This window comes from Allorhizobium pseudoryzae (assembly GCF_011046245.1).
GTDB classification, from domain to species: Bacteria; Pseudomonadota; Alphaproteobacteria; order Rhizobiales; family Rhizobiaceae; genus Neorhizobium; species Neorhizobium pseudoryzae.
Genome location: NZ_CP049241.1, coordinates 124418 through 143490 on the forward strand (window position 1 = coordinate 124418; position 19073 = coordinate 143490).

A 19073-nucleotide genomic window follows, 5' to 3' on the forward strand; every position below is an offset into this window, starting at 1 on the left:
GGCGAGTAGACAAGCACGCACAAGCACACACAAGGGAGACAACCGATGACGGACAAGGTGGCACTCATCACGGCAGGCGGCAGTGGCATGGGGGCGGGTGCGGCACGCCGGCTTGCGGCGGAGGGTTTTAAGGTGGCGATCCTTTCGTCTTCGGGAAAAGGCGAAGCGCTGGCCAAGGAACTGGGCGGCATCGGCGTGACCGGCTCGAACCAGTCGAACGAGGATCTCGCCCGGCTGGTCGATCTTGCCATGACGACCTTCGGGCGCATCGATGCGCTCGTCAACAGCGCCGGCCATGGCCCAAGAGCTCCCGTGCTCGATCTCACCGACGAGGACTGGCATCGCGGCATGGAGGTCTATTTCCTCAATGTCGTGCGCCCCACCCGGTTGGTGACCCCCATCATGCAGGCGCAGAAGAGCGGCTCGATCGTCAACATCTCGACCTTTGCCGCCTTCGAACCGGACCCCGCTTTCCCCACCTCCGGCGTCTTCCGGGCGGGGCTTGCCGCCTTCACCAAGCTCTTTGCCGACCGTTATGCGGCCGACAATATCCGCATGAACAACGTGCTGCCGGGTTTCATCGACAGCCTGCCGGAAAAGCCGGAATTCAAGGGGCGCATCCCGATGGGCCGCTACGGCACGGTGGACGAGATTTCGGAACTCGTGGCGCTGCTCGCCTCCGAACGGGGCGGCTACATCACCGGCCAGAACATCCGCATCGACGGCGGCATCACCCGCTCCGTGTAAGGTGTGAGGCCCGCCAGTCACGCCCCGTGATGGCGGAAGAAGCGGATGCTTTCCTCCACCGCGCCCGGCACCACGCCATTATGCGTGCCGGGCAGCAGGCGGTGATCGATCGACACGCCGGCCGATCGGGCGCGATCGATCAGCAACTGATCATTGGCATCAAAAGGCCGTTCCTCCGAGCCACGCAGAAGCAGCGTCGGGCATTTCAGGCTGGTGCCGAAGCAGACCGAGGAGCGCATGATCAGTTCGCGCTCATTCGTCGGATCGAACGGCATCTCCTTGCGAAAACGGCCAAAATAGCGCCAGGCGCTGACGCCGGCCGAAATCGGCGTCGCCGCCCTGAATTTGCGCGTCATGGCCGAGAGCAGCGACAGGGTTCCACCATTGCTGTGGCCGGCCAGATAGATGCGGTTCTTGTCGATGCCGGGCAGGTTTTCGAGAAACTCCGCCGCCGCCAGCGCATCGGAGGTTTCGTCGTAAAAACCGGAATAATTGCCCGCCTGGCCGTTTTCCCCGCGAAACGACGGCAGCATGGCGACGAAACCGGCCTTGGCATAGGGCATCACCAGTTCCCAGTGCCCATCCCCCGTCGCATTGCCGCCGTGCAGGAAAAGGACGGCCGGTTTCAGCTCCGTCGACGGCTCGTAGTGCGAGACCCAGGCGATCAGCTTCAGGGCGCCGTCGCGACCGCTCGGATAGAGCACCTTGCGGGCGCCGGGCGGCTCGCCGAGCGGGGCCGCCTGTTCCGGAGAGGGCCCGAAGCGCAGGAGTTTCGTCTCGAAATGCTTGCGGGCGACGGCATAGTCGTCCGTCTCCAGCGGCGGCACGGCGGGGATCGGAAACGGCGGCGGCTCCTCGGCCCGCACGGCCTGCGGCAGGAGCGTTGCGGCAGCGAGAGACGAAAGCATCTGGCGGCGGGAGATCTGCATCGGGAACTCATGCGACTGTGGCGGGAGGGTCAATTTAGCACTGCAAGCGCCCCCGGCAAGCCGATGGCGCATCACGCTTTCTCGACTGGCGCCGCCGGCTGTCAGTCAGCAGGACCGCAGAGCCGAGGAGCGCGACGACAGCGCGTGGAATCGGGTCAGAATGGCCTTTCATCGCCGGCGTCCGGATCATCTCCCGCAATCTGATCGAGAATTGCCAAGGCGGCCTCCGGGCTTCCCCGCTCGGCCCGCTCACGCAGCGACAGAACAGCGCGTCGATGGCCGAGCCCTTCGGCGATCAAAGTGCCGAGAAACTGGTTGATGGACACATTTTCCTCCTCGGCAGCTCTGCGCGCCTGCTCAAGAATATAATCCGGAACCCGAAGCGGATATTGTCCCATGATCAAGCCTCCTTCTGATAGATGGTCTGCAGAAATTCCTGCGGCGTTATGGCCGATAACCGGTATGGCCGAAGTGCATCCGGCAGGAAGTGACTGTCTCTCGTCAGAATGATGGACGCATTGGTGGCCAGCGCGCATTCAATCAGCAAGTCGTCCTTCGGATCGCGCAACACGGGACGAAACCGAAAATACGATTGCCCTCGCCGCGCCGGGACACACAGAGCATCCAGAATCACATCCACCTGAGCGGTCGAAATCTTGGGTGGGGTTCCCAGAACGCCAGGACGCTTAAGCACATCTTCGTACTCGGAGAAGAAGCGCCGGAGAGAGTCCAAATGACAGCTGGCCCGCCAGCATTTTCTTCAACACAAATCCCGACGCGCCCTGCGGAGAGCGGATTGCACTCACCAGAACATTGGTGTCAGCAACGATCCGCACTGCCGAACTCCAGACCAATATCACATGTAATAATACTCTTTCGCCTCGACCATGGCAATCAGCGTCGAGAGGCGGTCGGCATCGCGCGGCAGCTTGTCGGCGCGCAAGCGGGCGATGCGGGGGAAGCGCATGGAGACGCCCGATTTGTGGCGGGAGGAGCGGTTGATGCCCTCGAAGGCGACCTCCAGCACGAAGCCGAAACCGGGTTCGGCGCGCACGGCCCGGACCGGGCCGAACCGCTCCACGGTGTTGTCGCGGACGAACTTGTCGAGGACTTCCAGTTCCGCATCGGTGAAGCCGAAATAGGCCTTGCCGACCGGCACCAGCATTTCGCCGTCCGGCCCCTCCGTCCACACGCCGAAGGTGAAATCGGAATAATAGCTGGAGCGCTTGCCGTGGCCGCGCTGGGCATACATCATCACCGCATCGACATTGAAGGGATCGCGCTTCCACTTGAACCACGGGCCCTTCAGGCGGCCGGCCTGATAGGGACTGTCGGTCTTCTTCAGCATCACGCCCTCGATCACCGGATCGGGCGGTGACAGGCGCAGTTGATCAAGCTCTGTCCATCTTTCGAAGGCGACCAGCGGCGAGAGATCGAACCGGTCGTGCGGCGCCGTTTCGATCAGATCGGCCAGGCGCGCGCGGCGGTCGAGATAGGTTCTTGCGCGAATATCCTCGTCGCGCTGGAAGAGCAGGTCGTAGGCGCGCACGAAGGCCGGGTATTCGTCCACCAGCTTTGTGTTGACCGTCTTGCGGTTCAGCCGCTGCTGCAGGTCGGAGAAGGTGCGGGTGGCGCTGTTGGAGCGGGCCGTGCCGCCGACCAGAAGTTCGCCATCGATCACGCCTTCGAAGCTAATCGCCTCGATCACATCCGGAAAGGCGGCGGAAATGTCATCGCCGGAGCGGGAATAGAGTTTTCGCGTCTCGCCGAAGGAAGAAATCTGCACGCGGATGCCGTCCCATTTCCATTCGGCGGCGTAGTCGCGCGGATCGAGTTTTTCGAGATCGCCGTCCTCGACCGGGTTGGCGAGCATGACCGAATGGAAGATGGCGGGCGTGGCGAGAACCGGCTTCTCCCCCCTGCCCTCCAGCCAGGCAAACAGCGCAGTGTAGGGTGGCGTGAGGCCGTGCCACAGGGTTTCGATCTCGGTGACCTCCTTGCCGTTTTCGCCGCTCATCTCGGCCAGCGCCTGCTTGGCGAGCCTCGCCGAGACGCCGATGCGAAGCCCGCCGGTCGCAAGTTTCAGGAAGGCGAAGCGGCTGGAATGATCCAGATGATCGAGCAGATCGCGCACCGCAGAGCGCACCTCAGTGCGGCCAAGCGCGTTCATGCGCGTGACGACCTCGGAGAGCCGCGGTTGGGTTTCGGACGGCACGCGTTCCTTGGCGCCGCCATCCCAGATCAGCGCGATGGTTTCGGCGAGATCGCCCACATAGTCGTAGGAATATTGAAAGAGCACCGGATCGAGCCTTTCCAGCGCCAGTTCCTTCAGAAGTGCTGGCTTCACGCCCTTCAGGTCCAGTGTGCCCGCCAGCGCCGCCAGTCCATAGCCGCGATCGGGATCGGGCGTCGTGCGGAAATAATCGGCAAGCAGCGTCAGCTTGGCATTGCGGGACGGGGTGAGCACCAGCCGGTCGAGGAGTGTGGCGAAGGCTTTCATGGATGCCTCCCCATCGAGTGGTTCATGGCTGAGAGCGGTGGGATGACTTGAGCGTCCTGCCCCGCAATACCCCCCTCTGCCCTGCCGGGCATCTCCCCCACATGGGGGGAGATCGGCTGGGCGCGCTGGCGCGCCGTCCCTTGCTCCACCGCGTGGAACCCAGCGATCGCAGGTCCGGCTTGGGGCAGAACGGTGCCGCGAGTCGATCTCCCCCCGTGTGGGGGAGATGTCCGGCAGGACAGAGGGGGGTGAGCGGCACGGCGCGCGCGAAGGTCGGGGCCGGAAAAGCCCCTCACCCTGACACTCTCCCCGCCGGCGGGGAGAGGGAAGGAGAATGCGGCCCCCCCTTCCCTCGATCTTGTCCATGCAAGGAGGGATGGATGGGGCAGAGCGCGGGCGGCATCTCTCCTTCTCCCCGCCTGCGGGGAGAAGGTGGCCGGCAGGCCGGATGAGGGGTTGTGACGAACCAAAAGCATCCTCAATCCCCCTCGTCCTCGTAGCCCACCAGATGCAGCGGGCGGGCGGCGATGCCGGCAAGCTCGCACCAGCGCACCAGCGCCTCCTCGCGGCCATGGGTGACCCAGACCTGCGATGGCGAAATCTCCCGGATCGTCTCCAGGAGTTCCGGCCAGTCGCAGTGATCGGAAATCACGAGCGGCAGTTCCACGCCCCCCTGTTTGGCGCGCTGGCGCACCATCATCCAGCCGGAGGCGAAGGAGATCAGCGGTTCGTTGAACCGCCGGGCCCAGCGGTCCTGAAAGGCGGACGGCGGGCCGACGACGATTGCGCCGTGGAAGGCGCCGGGGTCCTTCTTCTCGAGCGTCGCGGGCCTCAGTTCGCCGAGATCGATGCCTTCAGAGACATAATAGTCACAGAGTTTCGTCAGCGCCCCGTGGATGAAGATCGGCTTGTCGTAGCCGCAATCGCGGATCAGCCGGATCACCCGCTGCGCCTTGCCGAGCGCATAGGCGCCGACCAGATGAGTGCGTTCGGGAAACTGGGCGATGGAGGCAAGCAGCTTGCGGGTCTCGGCCTTCGGGTCCGGGTGGTGGAAGGCCGGCAGGCCGAAGGTCGCCTCGGTGATGAAGACATCGCAGGCGACCGGTTCGAAGGGGGCGCAGGTGGGATCGATGCCGCGCTTGTAGTCACCCGAGACGACGATGCGGGTGCCGGATTTTTCGAGCGCGATCTGCGCCGAACCCAGCACGTGGCCCGCCGGATGGAAGGAGACGGAGGCGCCGCCGACATTGATGACGTCACCCCAGGCGGCACTCTGGGTGGATTGCGAAAAATCCGCGCCGTAACGCAGCGCCATGATCTCGAGTGTCTGGCGGGTGGCGAGCACCTGGCCGTGGCCGGCGCGGGCATGGTCGGAATGGCCATGGGTGATAAGCGCGCGGGCGACCGGGCGCACGGGGTCGACATAAAAATCGCCGACCGGGCAGTAGAGCCCGGCGGGCGTCGGATAAAGCAGCGCCTCAGGTTTCATGTCCCTGAAGATAGGCGGAAATTTCCGCTTTGAAAGAGCCGGTGCCTTGCCGTTCGGGCGGAGACACAACCTCCCCTGCCGGCTGTCGCTTGATCAGGCCTCCGGGGCGGCAGGCTTCGGGGTGCTGGCCATCGGCAGGCGGATCGGCTTCAGCATCAGCGCGGCGATGAGGCCGATCGAGGCAAGGCCTGCTGCCGTCAGGAACATCGGCTCGAAGGCGTTGGCATAGGCATCGGCCACCGCAAGCCGCGCGGCATCCGGCAGCTTGGCCAGCTGGTCCGGCGTCAGGGTCGCGACATTCTCGATGCCGGAGACCGTGACGCCGTGCATGAAGGCGGTGATGACGGCACCGTAGATGGAGATGGCAATCGCCGCACCGCCCATGCGGGTCAATGTCACGGCACCGGTTGCCGAACCGACATCGGTGCGCGGCACGGCGTTCTGCACGCCGATGATCGGTCCCTGCTGGCCAAGGCCGACGGAGAGGCCCTGCAGCAGCATGACGAGTGCCACGACGACGAGCGAGCTTCCGGCATGCAGTTGCGAGAAGATCAGCAGCGTCACGACGTTCATCACCAGGCCCGCCACGACGAAGGGTTTATAGCGCCCGGTGATCGAGATCAGCCGCCCGGCCGACAGCGAACCGATGACGATGCCGCCGGTGACCGCGATGAAGAACAGGCCAGCTTCGGTCGGCGACAGGCCGGTCGTCGTCTGCAGGAAGAGCGCGAAATAATTGACCATGCCGATCGCCACGCCGCCGGTCATCAAGGACACGATGAGGAAGAGCGAGAAGGTCGAATCCTTGAACAGCCTGAGCGGAATGATCGGTTCGGGCGCCCGGCGCTCGACCGCGATCCAGCTCAGGACGGCGGCGATGCCGATCGCCAGCACCACGACGCTCTGCCAGGAGAAGAGCGATCCAAACAAGGAGGTGCCATCGGTCAGCAGCACCACCATGGTGCTGGCGAGCGCCAGAAGCACGGCGCCCATGTAATCGATCTTCGGCTGGCGCGCCGGGCGCCGGTTCGGCAGCAGGACGACGAGGCCCGCCAGCACGAGGAGGCCGATGGGCAGGTTGACGAGGAAGATCGAACGCCAGCCGAACAGATCGCTCAGCGTTCCGCCGATCGTCGGGCCGACAGTGCCCGACGCCATGATGACGAGCGAGGAATAGCTCTGGTAACGCGCCCGCTCGCGCGGTTCGAACAGATCCGCATTGACGGAGAAGATCGACACCATGATGCCGCCGCCGCCCAATCCCTGGAACACACGCGCCGCAATCAGGCTGTCCATCGACCAGGCGAGGCCGCAGAGCAGCGAGCCGATGGTGAAGATGGTGACGGCGGCAATCATCACGTATTTGCGGCCGAACAGATCACCAAGCTTGCCATAGACGGGCATCACGGCGCTGGTGGCGAGCAGATAGGCGGACCCCACCCAGCCGAAGCGCTCGAAGGCCCCGAACTCGCCGACGATCGTCGGCAGTGCTGTGGAGACGATCTGGTTGTCCAGCGTCGCCATGAACATGGCGGTCAGGAGGAACAGAAAGACGGTCAGCCGCAAACGGGGATCGGTGACGAGCGGCTGGAATTGCGGGTGGGGAGACATATCCATGGAAGGCATCCTGCGTTTCCCGGTTTATGTGCTTTTAGCATATAATTGTCAATCGCACTTTAATGCGCTATGCAAACACTTGCATGACGTGCCGGAGTCGCGTTAGGAGGGCCCATGAGAGCCGAAACAAGCCTGCCGCAGCACGATGCGGCGCCAGACGAGATCGTTCGCATCGGCGACAGCATGACGCGCATGCGCGTGATGATGGGCCGGCGCGTGATCGGCAAGATGGCGATTGCCCGGGCGGCGCCCGGCCTCGACCTGTCGCAGCTCGATATCCTGCATGTGGTGCGGCGCATCGAAACGGAAGGCGGCGAGGCAACGGTCGGCGCCATCGCAGAGGCGATCCGGCTCGACCCCTCACGCGGCAGCCGTATTGTTGCGGATCTCGTCTCGCTCAATCTGCTGCGCCGTCAGGCCTGCCAGAACGACGGCCGACGCTCGATCCTCCGGCTGACGAACAAGGGCGAGGAACTGCTGGAGGAAATCCGCGCGGTCAAGCACAGCATCGTCGAGCAGGCAACCGGCGACTGGCCGGAGGCCGAAAGGCTGGCCTTTGCACGGTCCTTCTCCCGGTTCATGGACGGGATCGAACGGCTGCATCTTTTTGCGGAAAAGGATGACGGGTAACGAGGGCGCCCGCCGTCAAACCGTCAGCGCCACACCCTTCCGCGCCACTTCGAGCGTATCGCGGCCATGCGCCTTGGCCTCATACATGGCCCGGTCGGCACAGGCGAGCAGGTCTTCCGGCGTCGCGCCATCGCGCGGGAAAAAGGCGACGCCCATGCTGCAGGTGGCTTGCACGCGTGTCCCCTCCACCTCCATCACCTCGCACAGCCCTGCCCGCAAGTCTCTCAGCCGGCGCAGAATGCCCGCCTCGTCATGATTGGCATTGCTGAAGACGATGGCGAATTCGTCACCGCCGAGCCGCACGATGAGATCGGTCGCGCGGATGGAACCGGTCATCCGGGCAGACAGCGTCTTCAGCACCTCGTCGCCCGCCGCATGACCGAGCATGTCGTTGACCTGCTTGAAATTGTCGAGATCGATATAGGCGACGGTCACGCAGCGGTTCTCGCGCCGCGCCTCGTGCAGCGCCCGGCTGAACTGCGGCCAGAACAACGCCCGGTTCGGCAGGCCGGTCAGCGGGTCGTGATGCGCCATGTGGCGGATGCGCTCTTCGCTGCGGGCCCGTTCGATGGCGATGCCGGCGAGATCGGTCGCCATGGCCGTGATTTCGAGTTCACGCTGCGTCGGCTCGCGCGTTTTCCCGGAATAGAGCGCAAAGGTGCCGAGCACCTCCCGGTCGGTGCTGAGGATGGGCGTCGACCAGCAGGAGCGCAGCCCGAAGACGAGGGCGATATCGCGGAAATTCGACCAGAGCGGATCGGTTTCGATATCGCGGACGATGACGGCGCTGCGCCGCCAGGCAGCGGTGCCGCAGGAGCCGACACGCGGGCCGATCTCGATGCCATCGACGATGCGGGTATAGGCGGAAGGCAGGTCGGGGGCTGCGCCGTGGCGCAGGTGATGCCCGTCCTCATCCATCAGCAGGAAGGAGGCGGCGATATCATCCAGCTGCCACTGCACCAGCCGACAAATCGCATCGAGGATCACCGTCAGCGGCTTGCCGCGGGCGACCATTTCCAGCACGGAGGCCTGTTCGCGGCGCAATCCCTCCTGGCGCTTGCGCTCGGTAATATCCCGCGACATCACGATGAGGCCGACCACCTGGCCATCCGCATTGCGCAGCGGGGTGCGGGTCGTCAACAGCCAGATTTCACGACCATCGGCGAAACGCGCCAATTCCTCCTGCTCCTGGGCCTGCCCCAGCGACATCAACTGCTGTTCCAGCAGGAATCGCTCCTCCGCCACCTCGTCGCTCATCACGTCGAAGACAGTCCGGCCGAAAATATCGGAAATCTGGTCGGCGCCGGCAATCGACAGCACCGCGGCATTGGCGAAGATGAAGCGGCCACGCCGGTCCTTGATCGCCAGCCATTCCGGAAACTGGTCCATCAGCGACTTGGCGTCGAGCGACTGGATGACGAGCGCGCTGTCGCCATCATCGATATCGGAGGCCGTGGCGATCTTCAGGAGACGCCGGCGCAGCAGCTCCAGAGGATCGGAATCCTGCTGAGCGACCCATCGACCGGTGGTGGCATCATTCATTGAGCCTCTCCTCATCGCAAGACCGGCATCTTGAAAGCCGGGTCGGCACCAAACGTTCTGTCTGGTCCCTTGCCTCTGGAGAGTAGTCCCCAGCCCCCGCTACTCAAGTAAGACCTCCGTACAATTGCCCGACTCCCCTTAAAAAAGCTTATCGATTCCTGATCAGTTGCCGTTATTTTCGCAGATACAACCTCACCGCCGTTCCAAAAGGACACACAAAACTGGCACGTTTCGTGCAGGTTGTGGCGGATGACAAACAATCGCGCCATTTCCAGACGCCACCTCTTGATGCTGTCCGGCCTTGCGATGGCCGGAGCGATTCGCCCTGTCGCCGCCGCACCCCGTGCACCGCTGGCGGAGGGCGAGCTGCGCGGCTCGCTGCAGGCCGCCCAATATGGCGTGACGCCGGACGCCCGCGATGTGAGCAGCCGCAAGTTCCGCGAGATCCTGGTGCGGGCGGCCGCCGACAACAAACCGGTCTTCCTGCCGCCCGGCACCTATCCGATCTCCAGCCTCGACCTGCCGGACAATGTGCGCCTGACCGGCGTGCCGGGAGCCTCCCGCCTGCTCTACACAGGCGACGGTTCCATGCTCAGGGCCGAAGGCCTGCGGCGGGCCGAGATCAGCAATCTCGTCATCGATGGCGGCAATGCCTGGCTTTCCGACCAGACCGCCGGTCTGTTTTCCGCCCGCGCCGTCTCCGAACTCATCATCGAAAACTGCGACATCATCGGCGCCTCCAAGACGGCGCTGCATCTGGAACGCTCAAGCGCCCGCATCGAAAACAACCGGATCTCCGGGGCCGCGGATTATGCGCTCTATGCCGTGGACGGCCGGGCGTCCTCGGTCAGCAACAACCGGGTGAGCGCCTGCGGCAATGGCGGCATCCTCATCCACCGCTTCACGAAGGGCGCCGACGGCACGCAGGTGATCGGCAACCGGCTGAGCGATATCGGCGCCCGCAATGGCGGCACCGGCCCTTTCGGCAATGCCATCAACATTTTCCGGGCCGACGATGTGATGGTGACCAACAACCACATCCGCGGCGCGGCCTTTTCTGCGATCCGCGCCAATGCCGCTTCCAATGTGATGATCGCCAGCAACCAGTGCCTTAACTCCGGCGAGACGGCCATCTATTCGGAATTCGGTTTCGAAGGTGCGCTGGTGACCGGCAACCTGGTGGATGGCGCGGCAAACGGCATTTCGGTCGTCAATTTCGACACTGGCGGGCGGCTCGCGACGATCGCCAACAACATCGTGCGCAACATTTCCGACAAGGGCCCTTACGTGCACGACACTGTCGGCTTCGGTTTCGGCATCAGCGCGGAGGCCGATGCGGCCGTGACCGGCAACGTGATCGAAAACGTCGCGCGGTTCGGCCTGCTGGCCGGCTGGGGGCCGTATCTGCGCAATCTTTCGATCAACGGCAATATCGTGCGGCGCGCGGCAACCGGCATGGCGGTCTCCGTGGTGGAGGATGCCGGCCAGGCGCTGATTGCCAACAACCTGTTCGACGAGACGCCGAAGGGCGCAATCATCGGCTACCGCTGGCACGATGCGGCAACCTCCGATCTGGTCGAGGGCTCCAGCCGCTACCTGCACCTGACGATTTCCGGCAACCGGCGCTCCTGATTCCAGGCCTTAAGCCCGGGCACGAGATCACATCAGAAAATTTCATGGTGGGCCGCGGTGCCACCACCTTTTCCCGCTCTCGGGGGATGACTAGGGTCTCTCCAGCTGTTTTCTGGGAGACGACCTGACATGCTGACGATCTACGGCGCCTATCGCTCGCGCGCGACCCGCAACCTCTGGCTTGCCGGGGAACTGGACCTGCCCTTCACCCATGTGCCCGTGCTGCAGGCGAAGCGGCTTGACGACCCGCTGGCGCCCGATGCGCCGATCAACACGCTGTCACCCGCCTTTCTCGCCATCAATCCGATGGGTGCCATTCCCTCGATGGATGACGACGGTGTGATCCTGCACGAATCGCTCGCCATCAACCTCTACCTCGCCAGGAAATATGGTGGCACTCTCGGTCCGCAGGATCTCATTGAGGACGCGGCGATGATGCAGTGGGCGCTGTTTGCCGTGACGGAAATCGAGGCCAATGCGCTCAAGATCTCCTATGCGTCGGCGGGCGAGCCGACGGAGGAGGCGAAGGAGACGATCGAGGCTGCCGCCCGCAGCCTGAAGCGTCCCTTCGACGTGCTGGAACATTACCTTGCCGGCCAGGACTTCATGATCGGCAATCGTTTTACGGTGGCCGACATCAACACCGCCGAGATCGTCCGCTATGCCCAACCGCATGCACCGCTCATTGACGAGCGCCCGGCGCTGAAGGCGTGGCTGGAGCGGGTGCAGGCCCGCCCCGCCTTCAAGGCGATGTGGGAGAAGCGGCTGGCGGAGCCAGCGAGCGGGCCGGTCTGAGCACCGGTTCAAGCCCTGGCCGGTTCGATGGTCTCGGCGGCACGCCCGCCCGGACGCGCTCTGAGAGATGGCGGATGAGGTGTGCCGCTTCCGCCGGCGGGCGCGTTTCGATGCGCCGGTAGATCCGGCAATCGGCCGAGCGGGAGACCATCCCCCAATCGATGAGTTCGCGGCGGATCAGCACGTGATCCCCAAAGCCGTTCCAGCGCTTGAGGATCTCGTTGACCTCCCGTTCGGGCAGGTCCTGGCGCGCCGGGATCTGCGCCCAGCACCACCAGAGCGCCAGTTTCTGCTGCGAGGTCTTTTTCGGCCAGCGGGCCATGACGCCGTTCGCATCGAAACAGCGCAACACCTGCTCGATCTTCTTGTGATCGACAGGTTCCGGCGTAGCCGGGGCGGGAGGCGTCTCCAGCCGGGCGGCGGCACTCTGCGAGGCCTTCAGATGCTGGTAGTTGCGGAAGCCGGCGCCGCGCGCGATGATGTTCAGAAGCTCCACATGGCTCGGTCGCGTGTCGCGCGCGTCGAGTTCGCGACGCAGGTTTTTCGCCAGCGCGGAAATATCGGCAATGGTCAGTGTATGCACGTCTTTCGACATCGGTTCGTCCTCGATATCGTGCCGAAAATGCTGTCGGTGGTCACCGTCTTCCGACCCGGCACGAAGGAAAACCAGTCGTGTGTGCGGGATAAGATGGCAGGTTTAGCTCCCGATGCCAGGATCGGGCGGTGACGCCTGGGTGAACTGCGGACCCTGAGATCGATGGTTACCGCCGCAGCACCGGTTCGTCAAGCGATGTCCGAAGCGCCGCCCATTCGGCCATGGCCGCGTCCATTTCCTGCCGGAGCCAGTCCACAAACATCAAAACCTTCGCCGGGCGCCGCGCACCGGCGCGCGTCACGCAATAATGCCCCATGCCCGTGGATGCCTCGATGGCAAAGGGCATGAAGAGGCAATGCTGGCTGAGCGCCGACAATGCCAGAAGCCGCCAGGCGAGCATCACCCCCTGCCCGGCAATGGCCGCTTCCAGGGCCAGCGAGGCCTCGCTGAAGACGTGGCGCGGGCGGATATCGTGGCCCGCAAGACCGGCCTCCGCCAGCCAGACGTCCCACGAGAACAGGGCCTGACCATCGAGCAGGATCGGCAGCGACAGAAGGTCCGCGGGCTCCCGCAGATCCCGCACCAGCGCCGGCGCGCAGACCGGAAACACGGTCTGCGGCAACAGGAGATCGGCCTCCACGCCCGGCCAGACCCCGCGGCCGATCCGAATGCCGACATCCACATCGTCGCGGGCAAAATCGACAAGCCGCGAGGTGGCATCCAGCCTGAGGCGAAGCTCCGGATGGCGGGCGGTGAAACGGTCGATCCGCGGCAGGAGAAAGCGAGAGGCGAAGACCGGCGCGACGGAAACGGTCAGCACCGTATCATCCGGCGGGCGCGCCATCGCGACCGCCTCCGACAGGGTCTGAAACCCCTGCCCGAGGCGTGCAAGCAGTGCCGCCGTACCCTCCACCGGCACCAGCCCCTTCGAGGTGCGGGCAAAGACGGGCCGCCCGAGTTGCGCCTCCGCCTTGATGACCTGCTGGCTGACAGCGCCGATCGTGACGCCAAGCTCCTGCGCCGCCGCCTGCAACGAGCCGAGGCGGGCAACACTGTCCAGTGCCCGAAGGCCATTGAGGTGAACGCGGTTCAGGTTCTGCATATAGATTTTCTACATCATGTCCCTGATCTTCTCAATTGAAGATGACCGGAAAACCCGCGATGAAGAAGCCGCAAATACCCTTTATTTGCGAGGTGCCTGAATGGCCATCATCAGCCTGTTCCGACGATTTTTCGACTGGGCGAGATCCCAGGAGCCGTCAATCTCACCCGATCCACTGCTTCATCCAGATGTTCGGCAGATGAGCGCCCGGGCGCTCGCCGACCTGCCGATCGGCGCGTCCGGGGCACCTGCCCTGCCGGAAGAGCCGCGTGCTGCGGCAACAGCAACGCCGCAGCTTTTCCTCTGCGCCTGAAGAAAATCTCCAGTGGCTGGATAGCGCCTCGCCTTAGGACGCGGCCTCGTCGGCCAGCGCCTTCTGCACCGACGGGCGCGCCTTCATGCGCTCGTAATGCGCCTTGACCCGCGGGAATTCGGCGATATCCACGCCATCGTCCTTCAGCCAGCTTGAGATGACGAAGAGATAGGGATCGGCGATCGTATAGTCCTCGCCCATGACATAGGGGCCGATCAGCATCTCGTCCTCGATCAGCCTGTAGGAACTGCGCATCGTCTGCGGCACCTTGCGCTTCATGTCCTCGACCGCCGTCGGCTCGTCGGCCCAGCGCGTGGCACGCCGGCCATGGGCGTGGTTCACGTGCACGGTGGAGGAGAGATAGCTGTTGAAGCCCTGCAGCCTGGCGAGCGCGAAGGGATCATCGAGCGGCGCCAGCTTCTCCTCCGGCGCCATCTGGGCGATGAACAGCAGGATTGCCATGCTTTCGGTCAGCGTGCCGCGGTCCGTCACCAGTGCCGGCACGCGACCCTTCGGATTGACCTTCAGGAAATCGGCCGACTGCTGTTCGTTCTCGGCAAACTTCAACCGGCGCAATTCATACGGCAGGCCGGAATCGATCAGCGCGATGTGGGAGGCGAGCGAGCAGGCGCCGGGCGAAAAAAAGAGCGTGTACATGGGGTTCCTCCGTGGGTGTCGCCTATTGATAGAGCACGGCAGACGGCTGGCAAGCCCATCCGCTGCCGATCGCGACCACTGGCCCAAGGCAAACCGGAGGGTGGCTGATCCGTTCCGACGCAGCAGACGTAAAGATTGCCGCAACCATCACTGGAGCAGATGTATGCGGACGAGACGTTTTCGTACCCTGGCGGCAGCGACGATCGGGCTTGCCGTGGCGGCAGGATCTGGCGCGAGCCCGGCCTCGGCAAACCAGGAGCGCATTTCCGCCTCCGACATCCGCAGCGATATCATCGGCAAACGCATCTATCTGGCAGCGCCGCTGGGTGGCGAGTTTCCGCTGAACTACCGCACCTCCGGCGTGGTGGACGGCAATGGCGAGGCGCTGGGGCTTGGCCGTTTCGTCAAGCCGAACGATACGGGCAAATGGTGGATCCGCGGCGACCGGCTGTGCCAGCAGTTCACCACCTGGTACAAGGGCGCGCCCATGTGTTTCGAGCTCTACCGCACCGGCGACAAGACGCTGAAATGGATCCGCGACAACGGCCAGACCGGCACGGCGCGGATCGGCGGGGGGATTTGAGGAGACCGGACTTATCGGGGTCGGATGCGTTGCGGGTAAGCCGCACGGCACACCCCAAGTGGCCACGGCACGCCCCAACTGACGGAGTGCGATGCCCCTCACCCGAACAGCGCGTCCGTCACCCGGATATCGCCGACATGGATGCCGTTCCAGTTGTACATGGGGCGGTTGGCCATGCCCATCAGGGTCTCGCGGGTCTGACTGCCCGGCTCGAAGAAGCGGGCGATGAGCGCAAAGATCATCGCTTCGGCGGCGCGGGTGGTGCCGTCCTCGCATTTGACCGCGATCGCGACACCCTGGCGCGGCAGGGCCGCGATGAAGACGCCTTCGGCACCGGTCTTGGCAAAGATCTCGCCGGGCGCGACCTGCATCAGCCGCGTGCAGGCGCGCTTGGTGCCGGCGACATAAAAGGGTTCGGCCATGCAGGCCGTCATCAGCCGCTGAGCCGCCTTTCCACGCGCGGCAGAAATCCCCTCGCCGGTCAGCATCTTGGCAAAGCCGTGCGCCAGCCCCTTCAAGGGCACGGCATAGGTGGGGATCGAGCAGCCATCGGTGCCGCAGATATCGTGATCGAGCACCGCGCCGGTCAGGTCCTGCATCACGGCGCGGATTTCCGCCTGCAGCGGGTGATCGTAACCGACATAGCCCTTCGGATCGAAACCCGAACTCACGCAGGTGCAGATGAAGCCGGAATGTTTGCCGGAACAGTTGTTGTGCAGCGCGGTCGGTTTGTCGAGCGTGCGGGCCTGATGGATCAGCGTCTGCTGGTCGGACGACCAGTGCGCGCCGCATTCGAGCACCGAAAGATCGTATCCGGCCTTCGTCAGCATGCCGGCTGCGGTTTTCACATGCACGTCCTCGCCCGAATGCGAGGCGCAGGCGAGTGCCAGTTCCTTGTTCGTCAGGCCGAAGGCATCGGCGGCCCCGCTTTCGATCAACGGCAGCGCCTGCATGGCCTTGCAGGCCGAGCGGGGGAAAACCCCGGCTTCGACATCGCCCGCGGAGACAAGCACGGCGCCTGAACCATCCACCACGACGGCTGCGCCGCGATGGCGGCTTTCGACACGCGTGCCGCGGGTGACTTCGACGGTAACGGGATTTTGCATTGGGATGCCCTGATGATGCTGCTTTCCTGCGTTGATAGCCTGAAGTGCTGCAAAGCCAAACCGATTTTGCCAACGACCGAGGTGGACCCCACAGCCGATGCGATTCCTCAAGAAGCTGCTGATGGCGATTTTCGTCATCTACCTCGTGCCCACCTTCGCCTCGGCCGGCTGGTGGGCGCTCAAAGACCGCCCGCAGCGCTGGAGCGAGGCGAACTGGGGCTCGGCCGGCCTCCTGCCGAAACCGGAGGAGAGCGACGAGGCGGCGATCTATATCTTCTCCGCCAAGACCGGCGGGCTGAAGGGTGCGGTCGCCAGTCATGCCTGGATCGTGACGAAGGCCAAGGGGGCGAAAACCTATCTACGCTACGACAAGGTGGGCTGGGGCTCTCCCATCCGCCGCAACCATCGCCCGGCGGATGCCTACTGGTATTCCAATGCGCCGGAACTGGTCACGTCGGTGACGGGAGCGGAGGCGGAGCGGCTGATCCCCGAGGTGGAGGCGGCGATTGCCGCCTATCCTTACGCCGAGCCCGGCGGCTATACGATCTGGCCGGGGCCGAATTCGAACACCTTCGTCGCCTTCGTGCTGCGCGAGGTGCCATCGCTCGGCGCCGTTCTGCCGCCGCATGCGGTGGGCCGCGACTACCTGCCGGACGGCGAATTCGTGAATGTGGACGAGGACTGGCGTGACGTCCACCTGACCATCCGCGGGCTGATCGGCCTCTCCGCCGGCTGGCGCAGCGGGTTTGAGGTGCATTTTCTCGGCCTCGTCGCCGGCCTCGACATCGCCCGACCGGGCATCAAGATCCCGGCGGTCGGCCGCATCGGGGTTTGAAGGCAAGTGGAAGGGATGCAGAAAAGCCTTGAATCAGAAAAAGGGCCGCTTGCGCGACCCTTTCCATGAGTTTCGGTTCGGAATGCGAACCGGGACCTTCAACAGGCCCCTTCGGGAGGTGTGGTCAGGCCGAGGGCTGCCCCGTCAAAACCAAAACCTTTCCCATGTCCGCGTTGCAAACCGCAATCTCACTCGACATCGGATCACCTCCTTTCGTTTCGTTGAACATGCACTCAAGTTAGGAGCGGAAACGGCAAAGTGCAAGGAACGTTATATGACGAAGTTCGAAGTGACGTTACCGGATCTCACGCAGCATCGGCGATATCGAGGCGCACGACGAGACCCGCCTGCCCGGCAAGCGTGATCAGAGCATCAAGGCTGAAATTGCCGATGCGACCACGCAGCAGATCGTTGAGGCGTGGCTGCGTGACGCCAAGCCGTGCTGCCGCCTCGGCCTGTGTGCCACCCCAGGAGCGGACCTTCTGCTCGATGGCGATCATCAGGCTGGATTTCATCGACATCTGCGCCGCTTCGGCCGGCGTATCTTCCAGGGCGTCCCAGACATTCGAAAAGGACTGGCGTTCCATGCACTCTCTCCTGTCAAATCTTCTGCAGTCGGGCACGCGCCAACTCAAGATCATGTGACGCGGTGTGCTGACCTTTCTTCTGAAAGGCATGCAGGACAAAAACACCGTCCGCCATGTTGGCGACATAAGAACCCGAAACGCGCCTGTGTTGTCCCGGATGCGAATTTCACGGACACCAGGCCCGACCAACGTCATCGGTTTCCAGTCACTGGGTTCGAGGCCGAGCTGGATTTTGTGCAGTTGAACGCCGCACTCCTTGCGCACCGCCTCGGGAAAGGCCCGCAGGCGCTCAAGCGCATCACCAAGGAACTCGATCCGCTTCCTGCCCATGCAAACTTATACCGGAATTGATATAAGCTCGCAAGATCGTCCCCTCACCCCAGCGTCATGACGATCTTGCCGATGTGGCTGCTACTTTCCATCAGCCGGTGGGCTTCCACCACCTGGTCGAAGGGCAGGACGGTGTGGATGACCGGCGCGAGCTTGCCGCTTTCGAGAAGCGGCCAGACCTGATCCTGCAGTTCGTCGCGGATGGCGCGTTTTTCTTCCGCCGTGCGCGGACGCATGGTGGAGCCGGTGACCGTCAGGCGCTTGACCATGATGGGGCGCAGATCGACGTTCTCCGCAATATTGCCGCCGAGGAAGGCGATGATCGACAGGCAGCCATCCTTGGCGAGTACCGAGAGGTTCTTTTCGAAATAGGCGGCACCGATCATGTCGAGCACCACATCGACGCCCTTGCCGCCGGTCGCTTCCTTGACGACCGCGGCAAAGTCCTCGGTCTTGTAGTTGATGGCGCGGGCGGCGCCGAGCGTTTCGCAGGCGGCGCATTTGTCTGCCGAACCCGCCGTCGTAAAGACCGTCGCGCCAAATGCCTTGGCGAGCTGGATCGCGGTCGTGCCGATGCCGGACGTGCCGCCGTGGATCAGGACGCTTTCGCCTTCGGTCAGTCCGGCCATCTGGAAGAGATTGGCCCAGACCGTGAAGAAGGTCTCCGGCAACGCGGCTGCCTTCACCACGTCATACCCCTTCGGGACGCTGAGCGTCTGCCCGGCCGGCAGCACGCAGTATTCTGCATAGCCGCCGCCATTGGCGAGGCCGCAGACGAGGTCGCCGAGGGCAAATTCGCTGACACCTTCGCCGAGCGCCACGACTTCTCCGGCCACTTCCAGGCCAAGGATCGGGCTGGCATCCTTCGGCGGCGGGTAGATTCCCTGTCGCTGAGCGACATCCGGGCGGTTGACGCCGGCGGCCTGAACGCGCACGAGGATCTCACCGGCCTTCGGCTGCGGCACGGGACCGCTGGCGAAGGTCATCACGTCTGGGGCACCGAAACTCGGCAAATCGACATGGCGCATCGTGGTTGGGCGCATGGTGGCGGGAAGGGTCATCGGCAAAACGTCCTCCTGTTTGG

General features: G+C 64.0%; 20 protein-coding genes and 2 pseudogenes. 7 read left to right on the forward strand and 15 right to left on the reverse strand.

Features of this window, described 5'->3' with window-relative positions; genetic code table 11:
• Positions 1-45 precede the first annotated feature (45 nt).
• Positions 46-747 carry an SDR family oxidoreductase gene (locus G6N78_RS00775; protein ID WP_165214571.1) on the forward strand — a complete coding sequence of 234 codons (702 nt, stop codon included), beginning with the start codon at positions 46-48 and terminating at the stop codon, positions 745-747.
• Positions 748-764: 17 nt separating this feature from the next.
• Here the strand turns inward: G6N78_RS00775 and G6N78_RS00780 are convergent, their stop codons facing one another.
• The 7 genes and pseudogenes from G6N78_RS00780 to G6N78_RS00805 all read right to left on the reverse strand — a co-directional run bounded on the left by G6N78_RS00780 (position 765) and on the right by G6N78_RS00805 (position 7282).
• Positions 765-1676: an alpha/beta hydrolase family protein gene (locus G6N78_RS00780; RefSeq protein WP_165214574.1), complete on the reverse strand. Its 912-nt coding sequence runs from the start codon at positions 1674-1676 to the stop codon at positions 765-767.
• A gap of 155 nt (positions 1677-1831) precedes the next feature.
• Entirely contained in the window at positions 1832-2074 is a 243-nt protein-coding gene (locus G6N78_RS00785) for a hypothetical protein (RefSeq protein WP_165214577.1), read from the reverse strand.
• 2 nt (positions 2075-2076) lie between these two features.
• On the reverse strand, positions 2077-2223 hold the full coding sequence (locus G6N78_RS25755) for a hypothetical protein (RefSeq protein WP_234905842.1): 147 nt from the start codon (positions 2221-2223) through the stop codon (positions 2077-2079).
• A 3-nt stretch (positions 2224-2226) separates the two neighbouring features.
• Positions 2227-2370 (reverse strand): annotated as a pseudogene (locus tag G6N78_RS26015) (PIN family protein); the annotation flags it as partial.
• A 162-nt stretch (positions 2371-2532) separates the two neighbouring features.
• Entirely contained in the window at positions 2533-4176 is a 1644-nt protein-coding gene (locus G6N78_RS00795) for a cisplatin damage response ATP-dependent DNA ligase (RefSeq protein WP_165214582.1), read from the reverse strand.
• A 478-nt stretch (positions 4177-4654) separates the two neighbouring features.
• Entirely contained in the window at positions 4655-5665 is a 1011-nt protein-coding gene (locus G6N78_RS00800) for a ligase-associated DNA damage response exonuclease (RefSeq protein ID WP_165214585.1), read from the reverse strand.
• Between the two features lie 93 nt (positions 5666-5758).
• Positions 5759-7282, reverse strand: coding sequence for an MDR family MFS transporter (locus G6N78_RS00805; protein WP_165214588.1), 1524 nt, complete (start codon positions 7280-7282; stop codon positions 5759-5761).
• A gap of 114 nt (positions 7283-7396) precedes the next feature.
• Here G6N78_RS00805 and G6N78_RS00810 point away from each other — a divergent pair, with 114 nt between their 5' ends.
• Positions 7397-7912: a MarR family winged helix-turn-helix transcriptional regulator gene (locus tag G6N78_RS00810; protein WP_165214591.1), complete on the forward strand. Its 516-nt coding sequence runs from the start codon at positions 7397-7399 to the stop codon at positions 7910-7912.
• A 15-nt stretch (positions 7913-7927) separates the two neighbouring features.
• Here the strand turns inward: G6N78_RS00810 and G6N78_RS00815 are convergent, their stop codons facing one another.
• Entirely contained in the window at positions 7928-9454 is a 1527-nt protein-coding gene (locus tag G6N78_RS00815; protein ID WP_165214608.1) for a diguanylate cyclase domain-containing protein, read from the reverse strand.
• 249 nt (positions 9455-9703) lie between these two features.
• Between G6N78_RS00815 and G6N78_RS00820 the strand changes: the two genes are divergently transcribed.
• Both G6N78_RS00820 and G6N78_RS00825 read left to right on the forward strand, forming a co-directional pair.
• Entirely contained in the window at positions 9704-11086 is a 1383-nt protein-coding gene (locus G6N78_RS00820) for a TIGR03808 family TAT-translocated repetitive protein (RefSeq protein WP_165214611.1), read from the forward strand.
• 129 nt (positions 11087-11215) lie between these two features.
• Positions 11216-11881 carry a glutathione S-transferase family protein gene (locus G6N78_RS00825; RefSeq protein ID WP_165214614.1) on the forward strand — a complete coding sequence of 222 codons (666 nt, stop codon included), beginning with the start codon at positions 11216-11218 and terminating at the stop codon, positions 11879-11881.
• Here the strand turns inward: G6N78_RS00825 and G6N78_RS00830 are convergent.
• Both G6N78_RS00830 and G6N78_RS00835 read right to left on the reverse strand, forming a co-directional pair.
• On the reverse strand, positions 11829-12476 hold the full coding sequence (locus G6N78_RS00830) for a DUF2087 domain-containing protein (RefSeq protein WP_165214617.1): 648 nt from the start codon (positions 12474-12476) through the stop codon (positions 11829-11831). The genes G6N78_RS00825 and G6N78_RS00830 overlap by 53 nt on opposite strands.
• A 166-nt stretch (positions 12477-12642) precedes the next feature.
• A complete protein-coding gene (locus G6N78_RS00835) occupies positions 12643-13578 on the reverse strand; it encodes a LysR substrate-binding domain-containing protein (RefSeq protein ID WP_165214620.1) in 936 nt (311 codons plus the stop codon).
• A gap of 100 nt (positions 13579-13678) precedes the next feature.
• On the opposite strand from G6N78_RS00835, the gene G6N78_RS00840 reads away from it, so the two are divergent.
• Positions 13679-13891, forward strand: a complete 213-nt coding sequence (locus tag G6N78_RS00840; RefSeq protein WP_165214623.1) for a hypothetical protein — start codon at positions 13679-13681, stop codon at positions 13889-13891.
• A gap of 33 nt (positions 13892-13924) precedes the next feature.
• Here the strand turns inward: G6N78_RS00840 and G6N78_RS00845 are convergent, their stop codons facing one another.
• Positions 13925-14548 carry a glutathione S-transferase family protein gene (locus G6N78_RS00845; protein WP_165214626.1) on the reverse strand — a complete coding sequence of 208 codons (624 nt, stop codon included), beginning with the start codon at positions 14546-14548 and terminating at the stop codon, positions 13925-13927.
• A 163-nt stretch (positions 14549-14711) separates the two neighbouring features.
• Between G6N78_RS00845 and G6N78_RS00850 the strand changes: the two genes are divergently transcribed.
• Positions 14712-15131: a hypothetical protein gene (locus G6N78_RS00850; RefSeq protein ID WP_234905843.1), complete on the forward strand. Its 420-nt coding sequence runs from the start codon at positions 14712-14714 to the stop codon at positions 15129-15131.
• Between the two features lie 98 nt (positions 15132-15229).
• On the opposite strand, the gene G6N78_RS00855 is transcribed toward G6N78_RS00850, so the two are convergent.
• The gene (locus G6N78_RS00855) at positions 15230-16237 is read right to left on the reverse strand and encodes an asparaginase (protein ID WP_165214629.1); all 1008 of its coding nucleotides are present in this window, start codon (positions 16235-16237) and stop codon (positions 15230-15232) included.
• Positions 16238-16334: 97 nt separating this feature from the next.
• Here G6N78_RS00855 and G6N78_RS00860 point away from each other — a divergent pair, with 97 nt between their 5' ends.
• Entirely contained in the window at positions 16335-17072 is a 738-nt protein-coding gene (locus G6N78_RS00860) for a DUF3750 domain-containing protein (RefSeq protein WP_165214632.1), read from the forward strand.
• 305 nt (positions 17073-17377) lie between these two features.
• Here the strand turns inward: G6N78_RS00860 and G6N78_RS00865 are convergent, their stop codons facing one another.
• From G6N78_RS00865 to G6N78_RS00875, 3 genes and pseudogenes are all read right to left on the reverse strand, one after another.
• Entirely contained in the window at positions 17378-17659 is a 282-nt protein-coding gene (locus tag G6N78_RS00865) for a helix-turn-helix domain-containing protein (protein ID WP_165214635.1), read from the reverse strand.
• Between the two features lie 13 nt (positions 17660-17672).
• A pseudogene (locus G6N78_RS00870) lies at positions 17673-17989 on the reverse strand (type II toxin-antitoxin system RelE/ParE family toxin).
• Positions 17990-18033: 44 nt separating this feature from the next.
• A complete protein-coding gene (locus G6N78_RS00875) occupies positions 18034-19050 on the reverse strand; it encodes an NAD(P)H-quinone oxidoreductase (RefSeq protein WP_165214638.1) in 1017 nt (338 codons plus the stop codon).
• Positions 19051-19073: the final 23 nt, after the last annotated feature.